Annotated in this window: 15 protein-coding genes; 7 read left to right on the forward strand and 8 right to left on the reverse strand. The window is 61.4% G+C overall.

The window, feature by feature from the left end; genetic code table 11:
• Positions 1-132: 132 nt before the first annotated feature.
• The 4 genes from ssb to ACP7DW_RS21065 all read left to right on the forward strand — a co-directional run bounded on the left by ssb (position 133) and on the right by ACP7DW_RS21065 (position 3927).
• A complete protein-coding gene (gene ssb / locus ACP7DW_RS21050; protein ID WP_034754418.1) occupies positions 133-648 on the forward strand; it encodes a single-stranded DNA-binding protein in 516 nt (171 codons plus the stop codon).
• Positions 649-871: 223 nt separating this feature from the next.
• Entirely contained in the window at positions 872-2323 is a 1452-nt protein-coding gene (locus ACP7DW_RS21055; protein ID WP_426056446.1) for a UbiA family prenyltransferase, read from the forward strand.
• Entirely contained in the window at positions 2320-2685 is a 366-nt protein-coding gene (locus ACP7DW_RS21060) for an EamA family transporter (protein ID WP_426056445.1), read from the forward strand. The genes ACP7DW_RS21055 and ACP7DW_RS21060 overlap by 4 nt, the downstream gene beginning before the upstream one ends.
• Positions 2686-2688: 3 nt before the next feature.
• On the forward strand, positions 2689-3927 hold the full coding sequence (locus tag ACP7DW_RS21065; protein ID WP_426056444.1) for a glycosyltransferase family 39 protein: 1239 nt from the start codon (positions 2689-2691) through the stop codon (positions 3925-3927).
• Positions 3928-3983: 56 nt separating this feature from the next.
• Here ACP7DW_RS21065 and ACP7DW_RS21070 read toward each other — a convergent pair whose 3' ends face one another.
• The gene (locus ACP7DW_RS21070; RefSeq protein ID WP_426056443.1) at positions 3984-4400 is read right to left on the reverse strand and encodes a hypothetical protein; all 417 of its coding nucleotides are present in this window, start codon (positions 4398-4400) and stop codon (positions 3984-3986) included.
• A gap of 272 nt (positions 4401-4672) precedes the next feature.
• Here ACP7DW_RS21070 and ACP7DW_RS21075 point away from each other — a divergent pair, with 272 nt between their 5' ends.
• Positions 4673-5452: an acetoin reductase gene (locus tag ACP7DW_RS21075; protein ID WP_298400736.1), complete on the forward strand. Its 780-nt coding sequence runs from the start codon at positions 4673-4675 to the stop codon at positions 5450-5452.
• A gap of 83 nt (positions 5453-5535) precedes the next feature.
• Here the strand turns inward: ACP7DW_RS21075 and ACP7DW_RS21080 are convergent, their stop codons facing one another.
• Complete coding sequence (locus ACP7DW_RS21080) at positions 5536-9117, reverse strand: M1 family aminopeptidase (RefSeq protein ID WP_426056442.1); 3582 nt, start codon at positions 9115-9117, stop codon at positions 5536-5538.
• Between the two features lie 9 nt (positions 9118-9126).
• On the reverse strand, positions 9127-10053 hold the full coding sequence (locus tag ACP7DW_RS21085) for an ABC transporter ATP-binding protein (RefSeq protein ID WP_426056441.1): 927 nt from the start codon (positions 10051-10053) through the stop codon (positions 9127-9129).
• A 257-nt stretch (positions 10054-10310) separates the two neighbouring features.
• On the opposite strand from ACP7DW_RS21085, the gene ACP7DW_RS21090 reads away from it, so the two are divergent.
• Positions 10311-10646, forward strand: coding sequence for a hypothetical protein (locus tag ACP7DW_RS21090; protein ID WP_426056440.1), 336 nt, complete (start codon positions 10311-10313; stop codon positions 10644-10646).
• A gap of 6 nt (positions 10647-10652) precedes the next feature.
• Here ACP7DW_RS21090 and ACP7DW_RS21095 read toward each other — a convergent pair whose 3' ends face one another.
• Positions 10653-11501, reverse strand: a complete 849-nt coding sequence (locus ACP7DW_RS21095) for a hypothetical protein (RefSeq protein WP_426056439.1) — start codon at positions 11499-11501, stop codon at positions 10653-10655.
• 228 nt (positions 11502-11729) lie between these two features.
• Between ACP7DW_RS21095 and ACP7DW_RS21100 the strand changes: the two genes are divergently transcribed.
• A complete protein-coding gene (locus tag ACP7DW_RS21100) occupies positions 11730-12476 on the forward strand; it encodes a metallophosphoesterase family protein (protein ID WP_426056438.1) in 747 nt (248 codons plus the stop codon).
• Here the strand turns inward: ACP7DW_RS21100 and ACP7DW_RS21105 are convergent.
• From ACP7DW_RS21105 to ACP7DW_RS21120, 4 genes are all read right to left on the reverse strand, one after another.
• Positions 12469-13812 (reverse strand): sigma-54-dependent transcriptional regulator, encoded by a 1344-nt coding sequence (locus ACP7DW_RS21105; RefSeq protein WP_426056437.1) that lies wholly within the window; start codon positions 13810-13812, stop codon positions 12469-12471. The two genes, ACP7DW_RS21100 and ACP7DW_RS21105, sit on opposite strands and share 8 nt — an antisense overlap.
• A complete protein-coding gene (locus ACP7DW_RS21110; protein ID WP_426056435.1) occupies positions 13805-15712 on the reverse strand; it encodes a sensor histidine kinase in 1908 nt (635 codons plus the stop codon). The genes ACP7DW_RS21105 and ACP7DW_RS21110 overlap by 8 nt, the downstream gene beginning before the upstream one ends.
• A 235-nt stretch (positions 15713-15947) precedes the next feature.
• On the reverse strand, positions 15948-16940 hold the full coding sequence (locus ACP7DW_RS21115) for a porin (protein WP_426056434.1): 993 nt from the start codon (positions 16938-16940) through the stop codon (positions 15948-15950).
• A gap of 108 nt (positions 16941-17048) precedes the next feature.
• A complete protein-coding gene (locus ACP7DW_RS21120; protein ID WP_141171056.1) occupies positions 17049-18362 on the reverse strand; it encodes a dicarboxylate/amino acid:cation symporter in 1314 nt (437 codons plus the stop codon).
• Positions 18363-18736: the final 374 nt, after the last annotated feature.

Genomic DNA, 18736 nt, shown 5'->3' on the forward strand with positions numbered 1-18736 from the left:
TTCAATGCATGGCAAGACCTGTGCCTGAAACGGAAGTCGCATTGCGCCGGCGACTCGCTTATAATCGTCGTTTAGTAAAAAATCTAACGCGCGCGAGTTTTGGCTCCCGCCGCAGTTCATCAGGAGTTATTCATGGCATCAGTCAACAAAGTCATCATCGTCGGCAATCTGGGCCGTGACCCGGAAATCCGCTACATGCCTAGCGGCGACGCGATCGCCAACATCGCCGTGGCCACTTCGTACAAATCGAAGGACCGCAATACGGGCGAACAAAAAGAATTGACAGAGTGGCACCGTATCTCGTTCTTCGGCCGCCTGGCGGAAATCGTCGGCCAATACCTGAAAAAAGGCTCGTCCGTCTACGTCGAAGGCCGTCTGCAAACCCGTAAATACACGGACAAGGACGGCGTCGAGAAGTACGCAACCGACATCATCGCGGAACAGATGCAAATGCTGGGCGGTCGCTCCGGCATGGGCGGCGACGCCGGCGGTGGCGATGACAGCTACGGTGGTGGTGGTGGCGGCGGTTACGACGCCCCGGCCCCGCGCCAGGCGCCAGCCCCGCGTCCAGCCCCAGCCCCGGCGCCACGCCCGGCACCGAAGCCAGCGCCGAACTTCTCGGATATGGATGACGATATTCCGTTCTAAGACGCAATACTGCTCAGCGGTAAACAACGCCTCGCACATCCTTGATTTGCGAGGCGTTTTTATTGGATGTTGGGGTCACTTTTCGGTGCTGCCGGCCTTCAGTTCAAGCGGATAAGCGCTCTCTTCCTTGATCTATGTTGGTGATCGCCATCATGGCTCCCCCTATAATTTAAGGACTGCTCTCGGTACTTCATCCGCAGTGCCACACCAGAATAGGGAGACCATGGTGGCTATTTCGACCAAAGCGCCCCTGGTTGTCGATCTTGACGGCACGCTGACGCCAACCGATACCCTGCTTGAATCCGTCGTCAAGGTGGTGAAGCAATCCCCGCTCAACTTGCTGCGCATGCCGTTCTGGCTCATGCGAGGGCGGGCAGGCTTCAAGGAAGCCATTGCGGCGCATGCCAGCATCTCGGGCGAACACCTCCCTTACCGTGCGTCCCTGCTGGCTTACCTGCGCGAGGAAAAGCGCAAGGGCCGCATGATTGTCCTGGCGACGGCGGCCCACCATTCGATTGCCTGCAGCGTGGCCAGGCACCTGGGCCTGTTTGACAAGGTGCTGGCGACGCAAGCCGGTCACAACCTCAAGGGCAGGGCCAAGCTGCAAGCCATTCAGGAGCAGGTCGGGCCATGCTTTGTGTATGCTGGCGACAGCAAGGCAGATATCCCCATCTGGCAAGCCGCCAAGGCGGCGGTGCTGGTCGATGTTGCCTGGCGTACGGGCCACACCGTCCGACGGCATGTCCCGATCGAACGCGAGTTTCCGGGTGAGCGCGGCGGGCCTGGCGTGTGGATGCAAGCCCTGCGGGTCCACCAGTGGTTAAAGAACCTGTTGCTGTTCGTCCCCCTGCTGACGGCATTCTCCTTCCTCGACCTGGGCAAGTTGATCACCATGGCCGTGGCCTTCCTGGCTTTCTCCTTGGCCGCCTCCGCCACCTACATGGTCAACGACCTGTGGGACCTGGACAGCGACAGGGCCCACCCCCGCAAGCGGCTGCGCCCTTTTGCCAGTGGCCGCCTGCCGATTCTGAAGGGCCTGGTCGTGGCGGCGGCGGCGTTGCTGCTGGCCCTCGTGCTGGGCTTCTGCGTGTCCCATGCCTTCCTCCTGATGCTCCTGCTTTACCTCGTGCTGACCAGCGCGTACAGCTGGGTGCTCAAGGAATACGTACTGATCGATGTGCTGATGCTGTCCCTGCTGTACACCTTGCGCATCCTGGCCGGTTCCGTTGCCATTGGTGCCGCCACCAGTTCCTGGCTGCTGGCGTTCTCGGTCTTCATGTTTCTCAGCCTCGCCCTGGTGAAACGCTGCGCGGAACTGGTCACCCTGGAAGAGAATGGCAAGGCAGCCACGCGTGGACGCGATTACCGGGTGACCGACCTGGCGGTGTTGTGGCCCCTGGGGGGTGGGGCGGCCCTCTCTGCCGTGGTGGTGTTCGGGCTGTTCATCAGTGCGCCGGAAACGCAGGGGCGCTATGGCACCCCGCAGATGCTGTGGCTGGTTGCCCTGGGATTGATTTACTGGCTGGCGCGCCTGTGGGTGAAAACCTCCCGGGGAGAAATGCACGATGACCCGGTGATTTACGCCCTCAAGGACCACGCTAGCCGCATGACCGTCTGCGCCATGGTGGCCATCATGCTGGGGGCGCATTTCCTCGTATTGGGTAGCTATCCATGACAACGTTCTGCATTGCCATCCTGAGCATCGCGCTCTCCGTCATGGCGCAGTTCTTATTGAAGACCGGCATGTCCGGTGCAGCGGTGAAGGCGATGATGGCTGAGCCCAAGTCCTGCATGACTCTCATCACTATCCTCACGGACAAATATGTCCTGGGGGGCTTCCTCCTGTATGGATTGGGAGCGGTGGCCTGGCTGGGCGTGCTGTCGCAATGGGAGGTGAGCAAGGCCTATCCCCTGGTCGGCCTGGGATTCGTGCTCACCCTGCCCATCGCTTACCTGCTGGGCGAGCAGGTCAGCCTGCCCCGCGTGATTGGCGTGGTGCTGATTTGTGCAGGGGTGTTGTTGGTGGGAAGGAGTTGATGAATGATAAAACATGACACCCAGCAACAGCGAGATTGGCTGTGGCTGGCAATCATCGCAGGCATTGGCTTTGCCCTGAGGGCGGCGGCGATGGCCGGCTTCCAGCATGTACCGGAAGGCGATGAACTTGCCTACAGGAGCATGGCGCTTAACTTGCTTGGCGGGAACGGCATTGTCGACAGCATGGGCAACCATGCGATGTACAACGTGGGCTATCCTCTGTTTATTCTCGCCCCTGTCTTTTTCCTCTTTGGCGACGACCTCCTGGCGGTTCGCCTGGTGAACATGTTCCTGGGAGGGGTGGCAATCATCCTGTGCTATCTGGTGGCCAAGGAAGCCGGCGCAGGCAGGTTGGGGCGTCTCATCGCCGCACTCGCCTGGGCGCTATACCTGCCGAACGGTATCTATGGGATGTATCTGGCCAAGGAAAACTTGATGATGCCCCTGATGCTGGGTGTCATGTGGTGCGCACTGCGATTGGCGCGCCGGCCCTCGCATAGCGTGGCAATCGGGTGCGGGGCACTCCTGGGTCTGTTGGCATTGACTGGCAATGCTGCCTTGTCATTGCTGGCGGTCCTTGCATTGGCGTTGCTGCTGTCTCCCGCCTCGATGGCGCAGCGCGCAAGCATGGCCATGCTCGCGCTGTCCGTGGCGTTGGTGATGTCTGGCCCATGGCTGCTCAGAAACATGCAAGTGATAGGCGCACCTGTCTTGAACACCAATGGCGGCTTCAATCTGTATGTGGGTAACAACCCGGCTGCGACAGGCATGTTTGTGTCCATCTCGGAGACACCACGTGGCCCTACCTGGGCTGCCCTTCGGAAAACGGGAGAAGTCCAGGCCTCCGAGACTTTGAAACAGGAAGCGATTTCCTGGATAAAGGCCCATCCAACAGCGTTCCTGACGTTGGCCGTGAAGAAAGCGGCTTACTTCTGGGCGCCACCCTTCCATGACGGCAAGGGAGATCAGTCGCCGGCAGAAAAGCTGGTGCGTCTGTTGTGGGCGATACAGTTCCTGGTCCTGCTTGCCGCTGCGATGGGGACGCTGCTGATTCCACGGCTGAGAAATCGGCAGGTCGCCCTGCTCTGGCTGGCGCTTGCGTGCTACACCGGCGTTCACATGGTGTTTTACGTGATATTCCGCTACCGTGAACCCATCATGCCGGTCCTGGCAGTGATGGCGGGCATGGTGCTTGAATCACTTGTGGCCGCTCGCCGCCAGGCAGCGAAGCCGGTCAGATAAGATCGGGGCAGTGCTCTCGCATCTTTTGCGCCCCTTGCGGTCATGCTGCCGCAGACTCAATCGCGCAGCCGCATCTCCAGGCTGTAGCTGGCCACCGCATTGCGGCGCGCCGCGTTGCGCATCAAATACACCTGCACTGTGTACTCGCCATCGGCCGGCAGTTTCGCTTGGTAACTGTTACCGCTGGTCGAGCCGATGAACAGGGCTTCGTCCTGGCCTGGCTGGCGGATGTTGAAGTAATTCGATGGCTGATTGGTCTTGAGCTTGACGCTGAGGGTCTGGCCAGCCTTGCCAGTGAGCGTGTATTCGGCCGTGGCGTAGCCCTTGATCTTGCCTTTCACGCTGTGCGCGTTCTTGCCTGCCGTCAATTCGACGGTTTCCTTGTGGACCGGATCGGCGCTCCAGGCGGGCGTGGTGAAAACCAGGGCCGCCAGCAGCAGGCTGGCGCGGAGGGGCAGTGGACGATGCAGCATAGGGCACTCCTTTCAACGTGGATGAATGCCGCCCATCTTACGCCAGCGGCTGCCAGGCGCCTGTACGGCAGCGCGCGCATGGCCAGTTCGAGGATGGTTTTTTCCCCCTTTCTTGATCCAGGTACTTTTTTTGGCTGCGCACGTTTCAAGCTGCGGCAAAATGCCAATTTCAGGTAGGCTGAAGCGTCTCTACGTTGCGGAACCGGCCGCGGGCGCCGCTGCGCCGGACCGGTTTTTTGCTGCTCTTTTTCCCTGTACTGAAAGGAACGCAAATGGGTATTTCCGGAAAAGTCGCGCTGGTCACGGGTGCCGCGCAAGGTATCGGCAAGGCCATCGCCTTGCGCCTGGCCAAGGATGGCGCCGATATCGCGCTGGTGGATTTGCACCAGGACAAGCTGGACGCGGCCGCCGCCGAAGTGCGCGCGCTGGGCCGCCGCGCCGTCACCTTCATTGCCGACGTGTCGCAGCTCGATCAGGTGAGCGCCGCCGTGGCGTTTGCCGAACAAGAATTGGGCCGCTTCGACATCATCGTCAACAATGCCGGCATCGCGCAAGTACAGCCCTTGCTCGACGTCACGCCGGAAGAAGTCGACCGCATCATGCGCATCAATGTGCAAGGGACGCTGTGGGGCATCCAGGCGGCCGCCAAGACGTTCAAGAAACGCCAGCAGAAGGGCAAGATCATCAATGCCTGTTCCATCGCCGGGCATGACGGCTTCGCCCTGCTGGGCGTGTATTCGGCCACCAAGTTTGCCGTGCGCGCGCTGACGCAGGCGGCGGCCAAGGAACTGGCGGCCGACGGCATCACCGTCAACGCGTATTGCCCCGGCGTTGTCGGTACCGACATGTGGGTCGAGATCGACAAGCGCATGGCCGAACTGACTGGCGCCGAACTGGGTGCGACGTACAAGAAATACGTGGACGGCATCGCGCTGGGACGTGCCGAGACGCCGGAAGACGTGGCGGGGCTGGTCTCCTTCCTGGCGGGGCCGGACTCGGACTACATGACGGGCCAGGCGCCGCTGATCGATGGTGGTCTCGTGTACCGTTAAAACACGGACGGCATAAAAAACAGGCCACGCTGTCGGTGACGGCGTGGCCTGTTTGCGTAGCATCAAGCGCCCTGAAGCTAGCCTTAATTGAACGTGACTTCCTTGCGGTTATCGCGCGGCACGCGGTCGATCATCTTGTTGTACGGATCAACACCCACTTCGAACGGTTTGTCCTTCACGGTGATGGTGATCACCGGGTCGCTGCCCGACACCCTGCGCTTGTCCGTGAACAGGACTTTTTCATCCTTTTCCTTGGCGCCAGGGGCGCGCGCGAAGATGGCGATTTCCACCGGCTCGTCATAGGCGCGCGCGCTTTCCTTGCCCTTGCCGTCGGACTCCAGCTTGGCCAGGTGCAACTGCATGGTGACATCCCACTGGCCATCCTTGCGCTGTACGGCCGACGCTTGCGTGACGCGGTTGTCGTAGAAGACGATCTTCTCGAACAGGTCCGTGATCAGCGCCTGCTTGTCCTGCGGCGCTTCGGCGCGGATGGTGGCCAGCAGTTCCAGGGTGGTGGTGAACGGCGCCTGCTGGTAGCCCTTGTCCTGCAGATAGCGTTTCAGGGCACGGTTCAGGACTTCCTCGCCGAGCTCGTCGCGCAGGCGGTAGAACACCAGGCTGCCTTTGTTGTAGTGGATGTATTGCTGTCCTTCCACGCGCGCCAGCGGCTGTTCCTCGATGGCTTCGCCGCCGCGTCCGCTCAGGTAGCGGTCCAGTTCATAGCGCAGGAAGCGGCGCATTTTTTCGCGGCCGTATTCCTTTTCCATCACCATCAGCGCCGAGTACTGCGACAGCGATTCCATCAGCATGCTGGCGCCCTGCACGTTGGCGCCGATCACCTGGTGGCCCCACCACTGGTGCGCCATTTCATGCGCCGTGACGTAGAACACGTAGTCGATGTCATCCTTGTCGCGCAGGTCGGCGATGAAGCCGATGCCTTCCGAATACGGAATCGTATTGGCAAACGACTGCGCGAAGCTCTGGTAGCCGGGGAATTCCAGAATGCGCACCTGCTTGTGCTGGTAGGGCGTGAACTGGGCGGTGTAATAGTCGAGCGACTTTTGCACGGAGGTAATCATGCGGTCCGTGTTGTAGCCATGCTTCTTGTCGAAATAAATTTCGATCGGCACGCCATGCCAGTCGCCCTTCTTGACCTCCCAGCGCGCCGACAGGTAGGCAAAGAACGGCATCATCGGCTGGTCCATCTTGTAGCGGTAATAGCGGCGGCCATCCTTTTCCCAGCTTGCCTGCAGGTAACCAGGCGCCAGCGCGATCTGCTCGCCGCTGGTGGACACCGTCGTGTCGAAATGGATCCAGTCGGCATCGCCGCCCAGCACCGTATTGCCATACGCGGAGGTGTCTTCCAGCTTGGCCATGCGCTGCGGTTCGCCCAGGCCACGTTTGCGGCGCTCATTGCGGTCCGTCAACTCCATTTCCTTCGCGTAGCCGAAGTGGGGGAAGAAGGCCTGGTTGTTGAAGAAACTGCCGTTCAGGTTGACCTGGCCCGGCGCGCCGTCGTTGGTGAAACCCTGATGCGTGACGGCCACCGTGAAGTCCAGCGGCAGGGTGGCGCCCGGCGCCAGGGGCCGGGCCAGCTTGAGGATGCTGAAGCCGAGTTCCTTGTCATCGAGCACGAGCTTGTGCTCAGGCAAGTTCAACCAATGCGTTTCCAGGTCCGGGTTGAGCTGGATGCGCAGGGTATCGAGCGGCTGCTGCGTCTTGTTCTGCAGCAGGTAGTGGCCCTTGATCAAGACCTTGCGTTGCTCAGGATAAATATCCACGCTGGCCTGGACGTCGGTGATCTTCAGCTGCGGCAAGTCCTTGTATTGTTTGTACAATTTCTCGTAGCGGGCCTGCTTGTCCATGCCGATGTTCGACGTCTCGTACTTGTTCAGCACGTTCGTGTTGTAGAAAATCCAGCCGCCCGTGCCTGCCCAGCACAGCACGACCACGGCGAGGGCGGCGCCGGCACCGCCTTGCAGGCGCTGGCGGGCCAGGCGCGCGCGCGCGCGCCAGCCGGCGGACAGGCCGCGCACCCAGAACGCATGGGCCAGCATGACGAGGGCCACGGTAAACAGGCTCCAGTACAGGGCAAACCAGGCCCAGCCCGTCAAGAAGTGGCCGTAGCCATTCATGTCCGAATACTTGATGGCCGGCGTGCCGCCGAAGGCGTACAGGTTGTGTTCCAGGTGCAGCATGCCCAGCACGGCTTGCGCCACCATCAGCAGGATCACCAGCAGATAGCCGATGAACTTGTTATTCGACAACACCTGCAAGGTGAGGGCGCACAAGCCCATCAGCACGAAGAACAGGGACGCGAGCAAGGTGCCTTGCAGGTACAGGCCCAGTTCCACGGGCGCGCCGCCCTTGTAGAGCTGGAAGCCGATGGCCGTGACGACGCCCACCAGCAGGAAGCCGGCGATGACGCCGACCAGGGCCGTGCACTTGGCCAGCAGCGGTACCCAGCCGGGCACGGGCATGGCATCGCTGACGTCGGCGATCTTGACCTGGCGCTCCTTGAAGATCAGCTCACCCGCATAAAAGGTGACGATGATGATCAACAGGAAGCTGAAGCTGTTGTTGATGCTTTGCAGCATCAAATGCGTCATCGGATACACGGCCGTGCCGTACATGTTCTTGCCCACGCTGGAGCCAGCGATCAGGTTGATGACGCCGAACAGCAGCATGACGAGGAAGGGCACGCTCTTGAACACGCCGGCGGCATCGAAGCGCAGGATCTGCCACCACTGGCGCCAGGCTGTCGCGGCCGTAAAGGTGGGCACGCTGCGCGGCAGGTGCAGCGGCGCGGTGACGGCCGGCGCGACAGTTTCGGCCTTGTGCTTGCCGAACAGGCGCTTGCCCGTCCCCGTGCGCTGCGGCTTGAACAGGATCACGGTGGCGGCAAACAGCACGACGGTGATGCCCAGCCACAGCAAGCGGTTGGCCAGCAGGAAACCGGACAGTGGCGGCAGGCTGGCATTCGACTCGGCGGCCGTGAAGTAGCGCGTCATGCGGCCAAAGGCGCGCACGCCGAAGGGGTCGAGCAGCACGGCATACCATTCATTGTTGATGTCGCGCGTAAACACCCCGGCCATGGCCCACAGCACGAAAAAGCCCAGCACGCCCACGTAGACGAGCAACATCGAACGCGTGGTGGCCGCCAGCAGCATCAGCAGGGCGCCGATGAAGAGCAGGTTGGGGATGACGATGACGGCGAAGCTCCAGGCATACGCCTGCAGCGAGAACGCGCCCACGCGCTGCGCATCGACCCAGGGCATGACGGGGCCGAGCATGGTGGCCAGGGCAATGGCGACGAAGATCACCAGGCAGGCGACAAAGCCGGCGGCGAAGCGGCCGAACAGGTAGTCCCACTTGCGCATGGGCGTGGCGAACAGCATGTCGGCCATGCCCACTTCGCTGTCGCGCAGCACGGCGCCGGCGATGAAGACGGTGACGAGAAACATCGCCAGCAGGCTGAAGATGCCCAGCATCTGCGCCACCACCGTGGGGGCGTTGCGGTTGATGTTGCCGATGGCGCCGCCGATCTGCACCGAGTCGCTGGTGGTGGCGCCAAAGGCCATCAGGGCCATGATGACGGCAAACACCCACAGCAGCGGCTGTTTCAGCTGGTAGGCGAGGTCAAACTTGAAAAATTCCTTCCACATGGCGGCCCCTTACGCTGCCACGGCGGCCGAGGCGGCCGGTGCGGCAGCGGGAGCGGCGGCGCCGTGGCGGGCAGCGTTGCGCACGTGCAGGAAATACACGTCTTCCAGATCGGCGGCGATCTGCACGAAGCCGCTGTCGGGCTGGCTGTCGGCATACACATTGATTTGCGGCTTGCCGCCCACCAGGCGCGTCGACAGCACGTTCAAGGTTTGCTGGTACTGCGCCAGTTCGTCCGTCGTGACACTGCGGCGCCAGACCTTGTTGTGCAGGGTGTCGATGGCCGCTTGCGGCTCGCCCTGCACCAGCACCTGTCCCTTGACGATCATGGCCATGCGCGGGCACAGGTCCGTCACGTCGTCGACGATGTGCGTCGACAGAATCACCACCACTTGCTCGCCGATCTTCGCCAGCAGGTTCAGGAAGCGGTTGCGTTCGTCCGGGTCCAGGCCGGCAGTGGGCTCATCGACGATCACCAGGCGCGGTGCGCCCAGCAGGGCCTGGGCGATGCCGAAGCGCTGGCGCATGCCGCCCGAATACGTGCCCAGGTTGCGCTTGCGCGCTTCCCACAGATTGGTTTGCTGCAGCAAGGCTTCCACGGCTTCCTTGCGCGGGCCCTTTTCCGTCAACCCTTTCAAGACGGCAAAGTGGTTGAGCAAGGTTTCCGCGCTGACCTTCGGATAGACGCCGAAATCTTGCGGCAGGTAGCCCAACTGGCGGCGCAAGCCGGCCTTGTCCTTGAGCACATCGAGGCCATCGAAATGGATGCTGCCGCTGTCGGGATCTTGCAAAGTGGCAATGGTACGCATCAGCGAGGACTTGCCTGCGCCATTCGGTCCCAGCAAGCCGAACATTCCGTTGGGAATCTCCAGGCTGACATCGTTGATGGCCTTGACGCCATTGGCATACGTTTTGTTCAGCTGTTTGATCGATAGCATGTGCAGCACTCTCCAGAGCTTGGGTCTAAAAAAGCCGGCAGATACCTGTCTGCCGGTCTGTGCAAGGGGATCGCCCCTGTTTTCTGTCAACCGCGATGGCGGATGTTACTTAAAGACAATAATATATAAGCAATTGGAAAAAAGTAATCTTTTTGCGACCGGAGGTGGAAAGACGGGCATGAAATGCCCCAGGCGGGGATGAGTGACGGTGATACCATCGCGCACTGGTTCGATACCACCGCGGAGGAAAGCGTTTCATGCATGCCATACACAAGATCATCGCCTTGCGCGCCATTGCCCCGGGCGAAGAGGAGGCACTGGCGCGGCTGTTTCAACTGTACTGTTATGACAATGCCGCCTGGAGCGGTGAGGCGCTGCTGGCCGATGGCCGCTGCGGCGTGGCGCTGGAAGTGGTGCGCAGGGTGCTGCTGGACAGCGAGCAGACGTGGCTGGTGGCGATGTTTCGCACCGATGCCGCTGCCTGCGCCTTCTGGCGGCAGGCGTTTGCGCGCCTGCCGTTTGCCAGGGTCGAGGCCTACGACGATGCGGCCTTGCCGCAGTTTCAGCTATACCTGTTGAAACCGGCGGCCTGAGTTGGTTTAGAAGCGCACTTTCACATACGCTGACGGTCCCGTCAGGCGAATGTTCAGGTCGGCATCGCGTTCGCTGTCGCGGTGCAGCTTGATTTTCGAGATGCCGTAATCGGCCACGAAACCGATGTTCTTGAACGGAAACCATTCCACGCCGATATTGCCGCCGTAGATGTGGCCGTTGATGCGCCCGCCATTTTTCTTGATGCCCGACGCTTCCGCATACATGCGCAAGTCCGGCGTGAAGGCGTGGCGCCAGCCCACTTCCAGCAGCGGCGCAAACGCGTGCTCGCTGATGGAATCGCGCGCCGTGGCCGTTTCGCCATTGACGACGCCGGTGGCCGTGCCGTTCAGGCCGGCGTGGTAGTAGGCGGCGCCCAGGCCGATGCCGAAGGTGTCGTTGCCGCTGCCCAGCCACCATTTATAGGCCAGCTTGGCCAGGTCCAGCTTCAGATCCGCATTCGCCGTGGCCGTGCCCGTGACGGGCTGGCCATTGATGATGGTCTCGCCCGTCAGGCTTGGCGTGTAGGATTTGTCGTAGCGGTAGTAGTCGAATGCCAGGCCGTGGCGGTCGCCGATCAGCACATCGGCCTTGATGCGCGGGATGGTGGTATGGCTGGGCTTTGATTCGGGCGCGTCGATGCGGCCAAACTGCGTGTCGGCGCCGATATTGATGCGTGGATCGGCGGAAAACGCCCCGACCGAAATGCTGACACGGTCCAGCGTGGGCGATGGCTCGGCGCGCACCGTGGCCGCCGTCGTGGCCATACCCAGCACGCCCAGCATCATGGTGCTGCGCAAGGCGAGATGGCGCAGGCGTGGTGGGGACAGGCGGGCGGGGACGGACGTAACAACCATGGGACAACTCCTCAGAATAAAGTGAAACTGTTGCGATGCTTTGGGCGGCCCACGCTGGGCAACAGTGCAATGAGGAAATGGTAGCAATTGTTACTTTTAAATGACGTAGCCGCACGGCGCAAGTGGCCGTCGGATTTGTCCTACCGTGTGTAACAGCTGGTATACACACCGGCATTGCCTGCAACGCAGGACGCGGGCAGAATGGTGTGCAAGAAGAGGAGACACCGCATGAAAATCGCCGCCATTTCCGATATCCACGGCAACCTCGATGCGCTGGAAGCCGTGCTGGCCGACATCGCCCGGCGTGGGGTCGACGTGACCGTCAATCTGGGCGATATCGTCTCGGGCCATCTGCAGCCGCGCGCCACGGCGGCGCGCCTGATGGGGCTCGGCTTGCCCACCATCCGCGGCAACCACGAGCGGCAATTGTTCGGCGACCCTGCCCGCATGGGCGAGTCCGATGCCTTTGCGCGCGCGCAATTGTTGCCCGAGCAACTCGCGTGGATCAATGCGCTGCCCGCCACCTTGCGCTTGCGTCACGATGTGCTGCTGGTGCATGGCACGCCGCAAAGCGACCTCGTGTATTTTCTCGACAGCGTCACGCCGCAGGGCAGCCGCGCCGCCACGTCGCAGGAGGTGGCCGAACGCGCGGGCGAGGCCGACGCGGCCCTGATCCTGTGCGGCCACACGCACATGCCGCGCCAGGTGCGCCTGGCCGATGGGCGGCTGATCGTCAACCCGGGCAGCGTGGGCTTGCAAGCCTACGACGACGATCATGCTTATCCGCACGTGATGGAAAACGGCACGCCGCATGCGCGCTATGCCATCGTTGAACAGGGCGCGGATGGAGCCTGGGCGGCGCACTTCCATGCCGTCGCGTATGACTGGGAGCAGGCGGCGCGGCTGGCGCTGGCCAATGGCCGGCCCGACTGGGTGACGCCGCTGCGCACGGGCCGTGTCGGCGTGCTTATCTGAACTCTTCCGCCACCAGATTGTACTTTTGCATCTTGTGATACAGGGTCTGTTTCGGCAAGCCGAGTACCGTGCTTACTTCGCTGACGTTGCCGGAATATGCGCGTAGTTCCTGTTCGATCAGCGCGCGTTCGAAGCCGTTGACCTGCTCCGCCAGCGACAGGGGGCTGGCCTGATTGCCCGCCAGCAGGCTCGAAGCGCCGCCGGCGATGCCCAGCACGAAGCGGTCGGCGATATTGCGCAGTTCGCGCACATTGCCGGGCCAGGAGTGGGCCATCAGGTTGCGCATCTGCGCGCTGGAGACCACGGGCGCGGCGCGGTTGTAGCGGGCGGCCGCGGCCAGCACGAAGTGCTCGAACAGGATGGGAATGTCTTCGCGCCGTTCGCGCAAGGGCGGCAAATGCAGCACGATCAGATTCAGGCGGTAGTACAGGTCGCTGCGGAATTTCTGCTGCTGCGACAAGTCTTCCAGGTCCAGCTTGGCCGCCGCGATGACGCGCACGTCGACGGGCGTGGGCACGTTGGAGCCGAGCCGTTCGATATAGCGTTCCTGCAGCACGCGCAGCAATTTGACTTGCAGGGACAGGGGCAGGCTTTCGATTTCGTCGAGGAAGAAAGTGCCGTGGTCCGCGTGCTCGATCTTGCCCACCTGCCGCTTGGCCGCGCCCGTGAATGCGCCCGGTTCGTGGCCGAAGACTTCGCTTTCAAATATGCTTTCGGGAATCGCGCCGCAGTTGACGGCGACAAAGTTATGCTTGCGGCGGTGGCTGAAGTCGTGCAGGCAGCGGGCCACCATTTCCTTGCCCGTGCCCGTGTCGCCATAGATCAGCACATCCGCCGGCTCGTCGGCAACGTCGAGTATCAAGCGCCGTATGTCGCGCATCGCCACGGAATTGCCCAGCAGGCGTGATTCGATGCCGCCGCCGTCCTCGAGCTGGCGGCGCAGGCTGTGCACTTCCAGCGTGAGTCGCCGCGTTTCCAGCGCGCGCAGGATGACGTCGACCAGTTGTTCGGACGAGTAGGGCTTCTCGATGAAATCGTAGGCGCCCGTGCGCATGGCGTGCACGGCCATGGTGATGTCGCCGTGGCCGGTGACGAGGATCACGGGCAGGTTGGCATCGAGCGTCTTGACCGCTTGCAGCAATTCCAGGCCGCTCATGCCCGGCAGGCGCACATCGCTGACGACGATGCCGGGAAAATCGGGCGTGAGCAGTTTATAGGCCAGCTCGGCCGAGTGGAAGGCCAGCACGTCCAGGCCGGCCAGCTGCAGTGCCTGCTCGCTGCCTTCGCGTACGGTGGGGTCGTCTTCGACCAGCAAGACCTTCAAGCCGTCAAACATGTTTTTCCTCCTGCGTTGCAATCTGTAGTTCGATGGTGAAGATGGCGCCGCCGCCGGGGGCGTTTTCGGCGCGCAGCACGCCGCCGAACTGGCGCGTGATCTGTTCGGAAATGGCCAGGCCCAGGCCCAGTCCCAGTCCTTGCGGCTTGGTCGTGAAGAACGGTTCGAACAGGTGTTCATACACTTCCGTCGACAGGCCCGGTCCCGTGTCGGCCACATGGATCAGCACGTGCTCGGGCGTGCATGCGACGGACACGCGCAGGCTGCGCACGTCGCTGCCATTCATGGCATCGAGCGCGTTGGCGTACAGGTTCACCAGCACCTGTTCCAGGCGGTTGCTTTCGCACATGGCGAAGATGTCTTCGGGCGGCAATTGCAGGGTGAAACGCACATTTTCAACCTGCAGCCGGCGCTCGACCAGGAACAGCGCGTTGCTGATCGCCGTGGGTATCGACACGGAAGTCAGGCTGGTGGTCGATTTGCGCGCAAAAATCTTCAATTGACCCGTAATGGTCCCCATCCTGGCTGCAATTTGCGAGATCTTCGCCAGGTTGCGCCGCGCATCGTCGAGCCGTCCGCGCTCGAGCAGGATGACGGCATTGTCGGACATGGTGCGCAGCGCCGTCAGCGGCTGGTTGAGTTCATGCGTGATGCTGGCCGACATCTGCCCCAGCACGGCCATCTTGCCGGCCTGGAACAATTCGTTTTGCGTGATGTGGAGTTTTTGCTCAGCCTTGCTGCGCACCTCGATTTCCTGGCTCAGGCTTTGCGTCATGGCATTGAGTTCCGAGGTGCGTTCCTCGACCATGGCTTCCAGGTTGTCGTAGGCATGCTGCAAGTCTTCGCGGGCGCGCAATTTTTGCGCCACGGCCGCGCGGCGCTGGCGCAGGTAAAAGAACAGCAGCATGAAAAAACCCAGCAGCACGCAAGAGAAGGCGGCCGCCGCGCGCGCGCTGGCTTTTGCCTGCGCCAGGTCGGACAGGTAGATAAATGTCCAGCCTTGCGGTGACTTGAGCTTGATCTGCGTCATGACGCTGGAGCTGATCTTTGGTGGCGTGTCGGCGTGTTCCTGCTCGCGCACGCTGATCACGCGTGCGCCATTGCCCAGCTGGCGGTCCGAGACGAAGGGGATGGCTTCGAGCTGCTTCGAGTAATACTGGCGCGTGCGGTTGAGTTCTTCGACGATGGCGGGCGACAGCGGCGCCAGGGTCTTGTATTTCCAGTCCGCCATGGAACTGAGAAAGATCACGCCGTGCTCATCGGCCAGCATGACCTTGTCCGCGCCTTGCACCCAGCGTTTTTCCAGCGTTTCCAGGTTCACCTTGACCGTTGCCAGGCCCAGCATGTGGCCATTCTGGTAGATGCCATGGGCAAAGAAGTAGCCGGGCTCGAGCCGCGTCGTGCCGACGCCATAAAAGCGCCCCGGCGTGCCCCGCAGGGCATCCTGCGCGTAGGGGCGGAACGAGATATTGTCGCCAATAAAGCTGTCGGGCTGCTGCCAATTGCTGGCGGCCCGCGTGTTGCCGTCGAGGTTGCTGATGAAAATGGTCGACGATTTCGCCTGGGCATTCATCTGCTCGAGGTAATGGTTGACCGTATCGACCAGCACCGGGTCTTCCGGGTGCTGCAGCAGGCGGATCACGTCGCGGTTCAGTTCCAGCGTCTTGGGCAGGAAATCGTATTTCTCCAGCGCGTTTTCCAGGCTGCTGACATACACCTCGAGGCGCTGCGCGCCACTCGCCTGCAGCTTGCCGATGGCGATGCGCTCCGTCCAGAAATACACGAGCCAGACGGTCGTCAGGCACGCTGCCAGCACCACGCCCCAGGCCAGCGTTTCGCGGCCCGAGCGTTGCGCCAGGCGCTGGCGCCAGGAAAGGGAGGGTTTGTTACTGCTATTCATAAAATCAGCTGCCAACTTGCAAGAACCCACAGTATCGCATTTAAGTAATCGCGGAAATAAAAAAGCCGCCGGATGTGCATCCGGCGGCTCACGCCTATATTTCACGGACTTCACGACGTCCGAAAAAATCGTAGCGAGCGGCAGTGATTTGTGGCCGAGAAGCGCAACCGTACTCTAGTACGGTGAGCATCGCCGGCCGCAAAGCGCGCCGCGCAGTAGATTTTGGCCGACGTCCTTAGAACGTGTGGCGCATACCTAAATTGAAACCGCTGGTGCCGGTGCCATCGTCGGTGGCATTGCCAACCTTGTAGGGAGCGCCGTTCTTGTTGCTGATGTGGCCGTAACCTGTGTACAGGTCGCTGCGCTTGGACAGCGCATAGAAGGCGCCGATGGCCCACTGCTGGGCGTCACGGTTGGCAATGCTCTTGTCGTTGTGGCGGATGTACGACGCGACCAGCTTGGTGGCGCCGAACGGGGCGCTGAAGCCGACGAGGATGTCATTGCTCTTGCTGTCGTCGAAGGCGCGGTTGTCGGCGTAGCCGAAGTTGCCTTGCAGCACGCCAAAGTCGTAGCGCGTGGCCAGCAGGGTGTTGCGCGTATGAAGGATCGCCAGCGGATTTTCCAGGCGGTGGTGCGTCACGGTCACGTTCAGCGGGCCGTCGATGTAATGCACGGCGCCGCCCATGCTGCGGTTTTTCGCATTGTCGCCGGCCACTTCGCCAAAGCCATACGCCAGGTCGGCCGACAGCTTGCTCCAGGTCGGCGTGCTGTATTGCACCATATTATCGACGCGGTAATTCGTCGCCATGATGTTCGACGCCGTGCCGGCCAGGCCGATGACAAACGGATCGGCCACGTCGCGCAGGGCCAGGTAGTACGGCGTATATTGGCGGCCCAAGGTGACGGCGCCGGCGTTGCCGGTCAGGCCCACATATGCCTGGCGGCCGAACAGCCGACCGCCCTGGCCCGAGGTACCGGTATCGATATTGAAACCGCTTTCCAGCACGAAAATGGCGGCCAGGCCAGCACCGAGGTCTTCCTTGCCCTTGAAACCGATGCGCGAGCCGGAGGCGATGCCGGAAGCGACGCGGTTCAGGCGGTCGCCGGCCGCATCCTTGTCGAACACCAGGCCGGCGTCAGCCACGCCATACATGGTCACGCTCGATTGCGCCAACGCACCGCCGGAAGCTGCGCCAAGGGCCAGCAGGGTAAACAGGACTTTTTTCATGAAAATCTCTCTAATAAGTTGGAATGACTACTGATCGCACTACCTGACTGCTTGTTACTCAACATCGACAACAAATAAATGGCCCGCTTGTGGCGGGCCATGGCGCTATCAGGCTTTGCTAGCGTGATCCGCTTCGCCCCAATGGCTTTCCGTGTTCTGGTTGGCGGCGTTGGCCGCGGCGGCTTCTTCCTCGGTGGCCAGGCCACCTTCCCACTTGGCGACGACGGCCGTGGCGACGGCATTGCCGACCGCGTTGGTGGCCGAACGGCCCATGTCGAGGAATTGGTCGACGCCCATCAGCAGCAGCAAGCCCGCTTCCGGAATATTGAACTGGTTCAGGGTAGCGGCAATCACCACCAGCGAGGCGCGCGGTACGCCGGCCATGCCTTTCGAGGTCAGCATCAGCAGCAGCAGCATGGTGATCTGCGTGCCGATCGACAGGTCGATACCGTAGGCTTGTGCAATGAACAGCACGGCGAAGGTGCAGTACATCATCGAACCGTCGAGGTTGAAGGAGTAGCCCATTGGCAACACAAAACTGGAAATCTTGCGGTCCACGCCGAACTGGTCGAGCGCCGTCAGCAGTTTTGGATACGCCGCTTCCGAGCTGGCCGTCGAGAATGCCAGCAGGAATGGTTCGCGGATCAGGCCGACGAGCTTGAAGATGCGCGGGCCGATGACGACGAAGCCAGCGCCGATCAGCAGTGCCCACAGGCACAACAGGCCCACGTAGAAGCCGCCCATGAACTTGGCGAACGTGACCAGCACGCCCAGGCCGTGGGTGGTGATGACGGAGGCCATGGCGGCGAACACGGCCAGCGGGGCCAGGTTCATGATGGTGCCGGTGATGCGCAGCATGACTTGCGCCAGCTGGTCGACGACGGCCGTCAGGGTCTTGCCCGATTCGCCCAGGCCGGCCAGTGCGCCGCCGAAGAAGATCGAGAACACCAGCACTTGCAGGATTTCATTGTTGGCCATGGCCTCGATCGGCGACTTCGGCACCAGGTGCGTGAAGAAATCTTTCAAGGTGAAGGCGGCCGTTTTCAAATTGGTTGACGCGTGTACGTCCGGCAATGGCAGGCCCAGGTTGGTACCCAGCTGCATCAGGTTCGACAGCACCATGCCCAGCGCCAGCGAGACCAGCGAGGCCACCACGAACCAGCACATGGCTTTCAAGCCGATGCGGCCCGCCGTCTTGCCGTCGCCCATGTGGGCGATACCGACTGTCAGGGTGGAAAATACCAGCAGCGCAATGATCATCTTGATCAGGCGCAAGAAGACGTCGGTGACGATGGAAATATTGCCAGCGATCTGAGCGCTGAGCTTGGCATCAGGGAAGGCGGTGTTGCATCCATAACCGACGGCAATGCCGAGGATCATGGCAATCAGGATGTACAGGGTTAATGGCCGTTTCTTTTTCATTTTGACTCCTCCGGTGAAACGCCGCTGTGAGCGGATTATTGATAGCGAGCAACTCAAGCTTGGAGTCAGTATTTCTCAAAAACAAGCCCTTGCGTGCCAGCGATTATTTGCAGCAAAACCTGTACATAGCAAAGGATATGCCTGAAATGGGAATTTGCGGCCTAACTTCTTAAGTTGTTGATTTAAGGAAGCTTTTTTTGTTGCTTAGATGTCGCAATTTGGCGTGCTTGCGCGAAATATTGGACGTGACGGGCCATCGCTGTATGACTTTTCATACGCTAGTCGCGGCAGGGTGGTGGTGCGGCAAAAAGACAAGATTATCAGGACAATAAAAAAGCCCCTCCGTAGAGGGGCTTGATATGGCGCGCTGCGTG

Source organism: Janthinobacterium sp. PSRC1-1 (genome assembly GCF_049897525.1).
GTDB classification, from domain to species: Bacteria; Pseudomonadota; Gammaproteobacteria; order Burkholderiales; family Burkholderiaceae_D; genus Janthinobacterium; species Janthinobacterium tructae.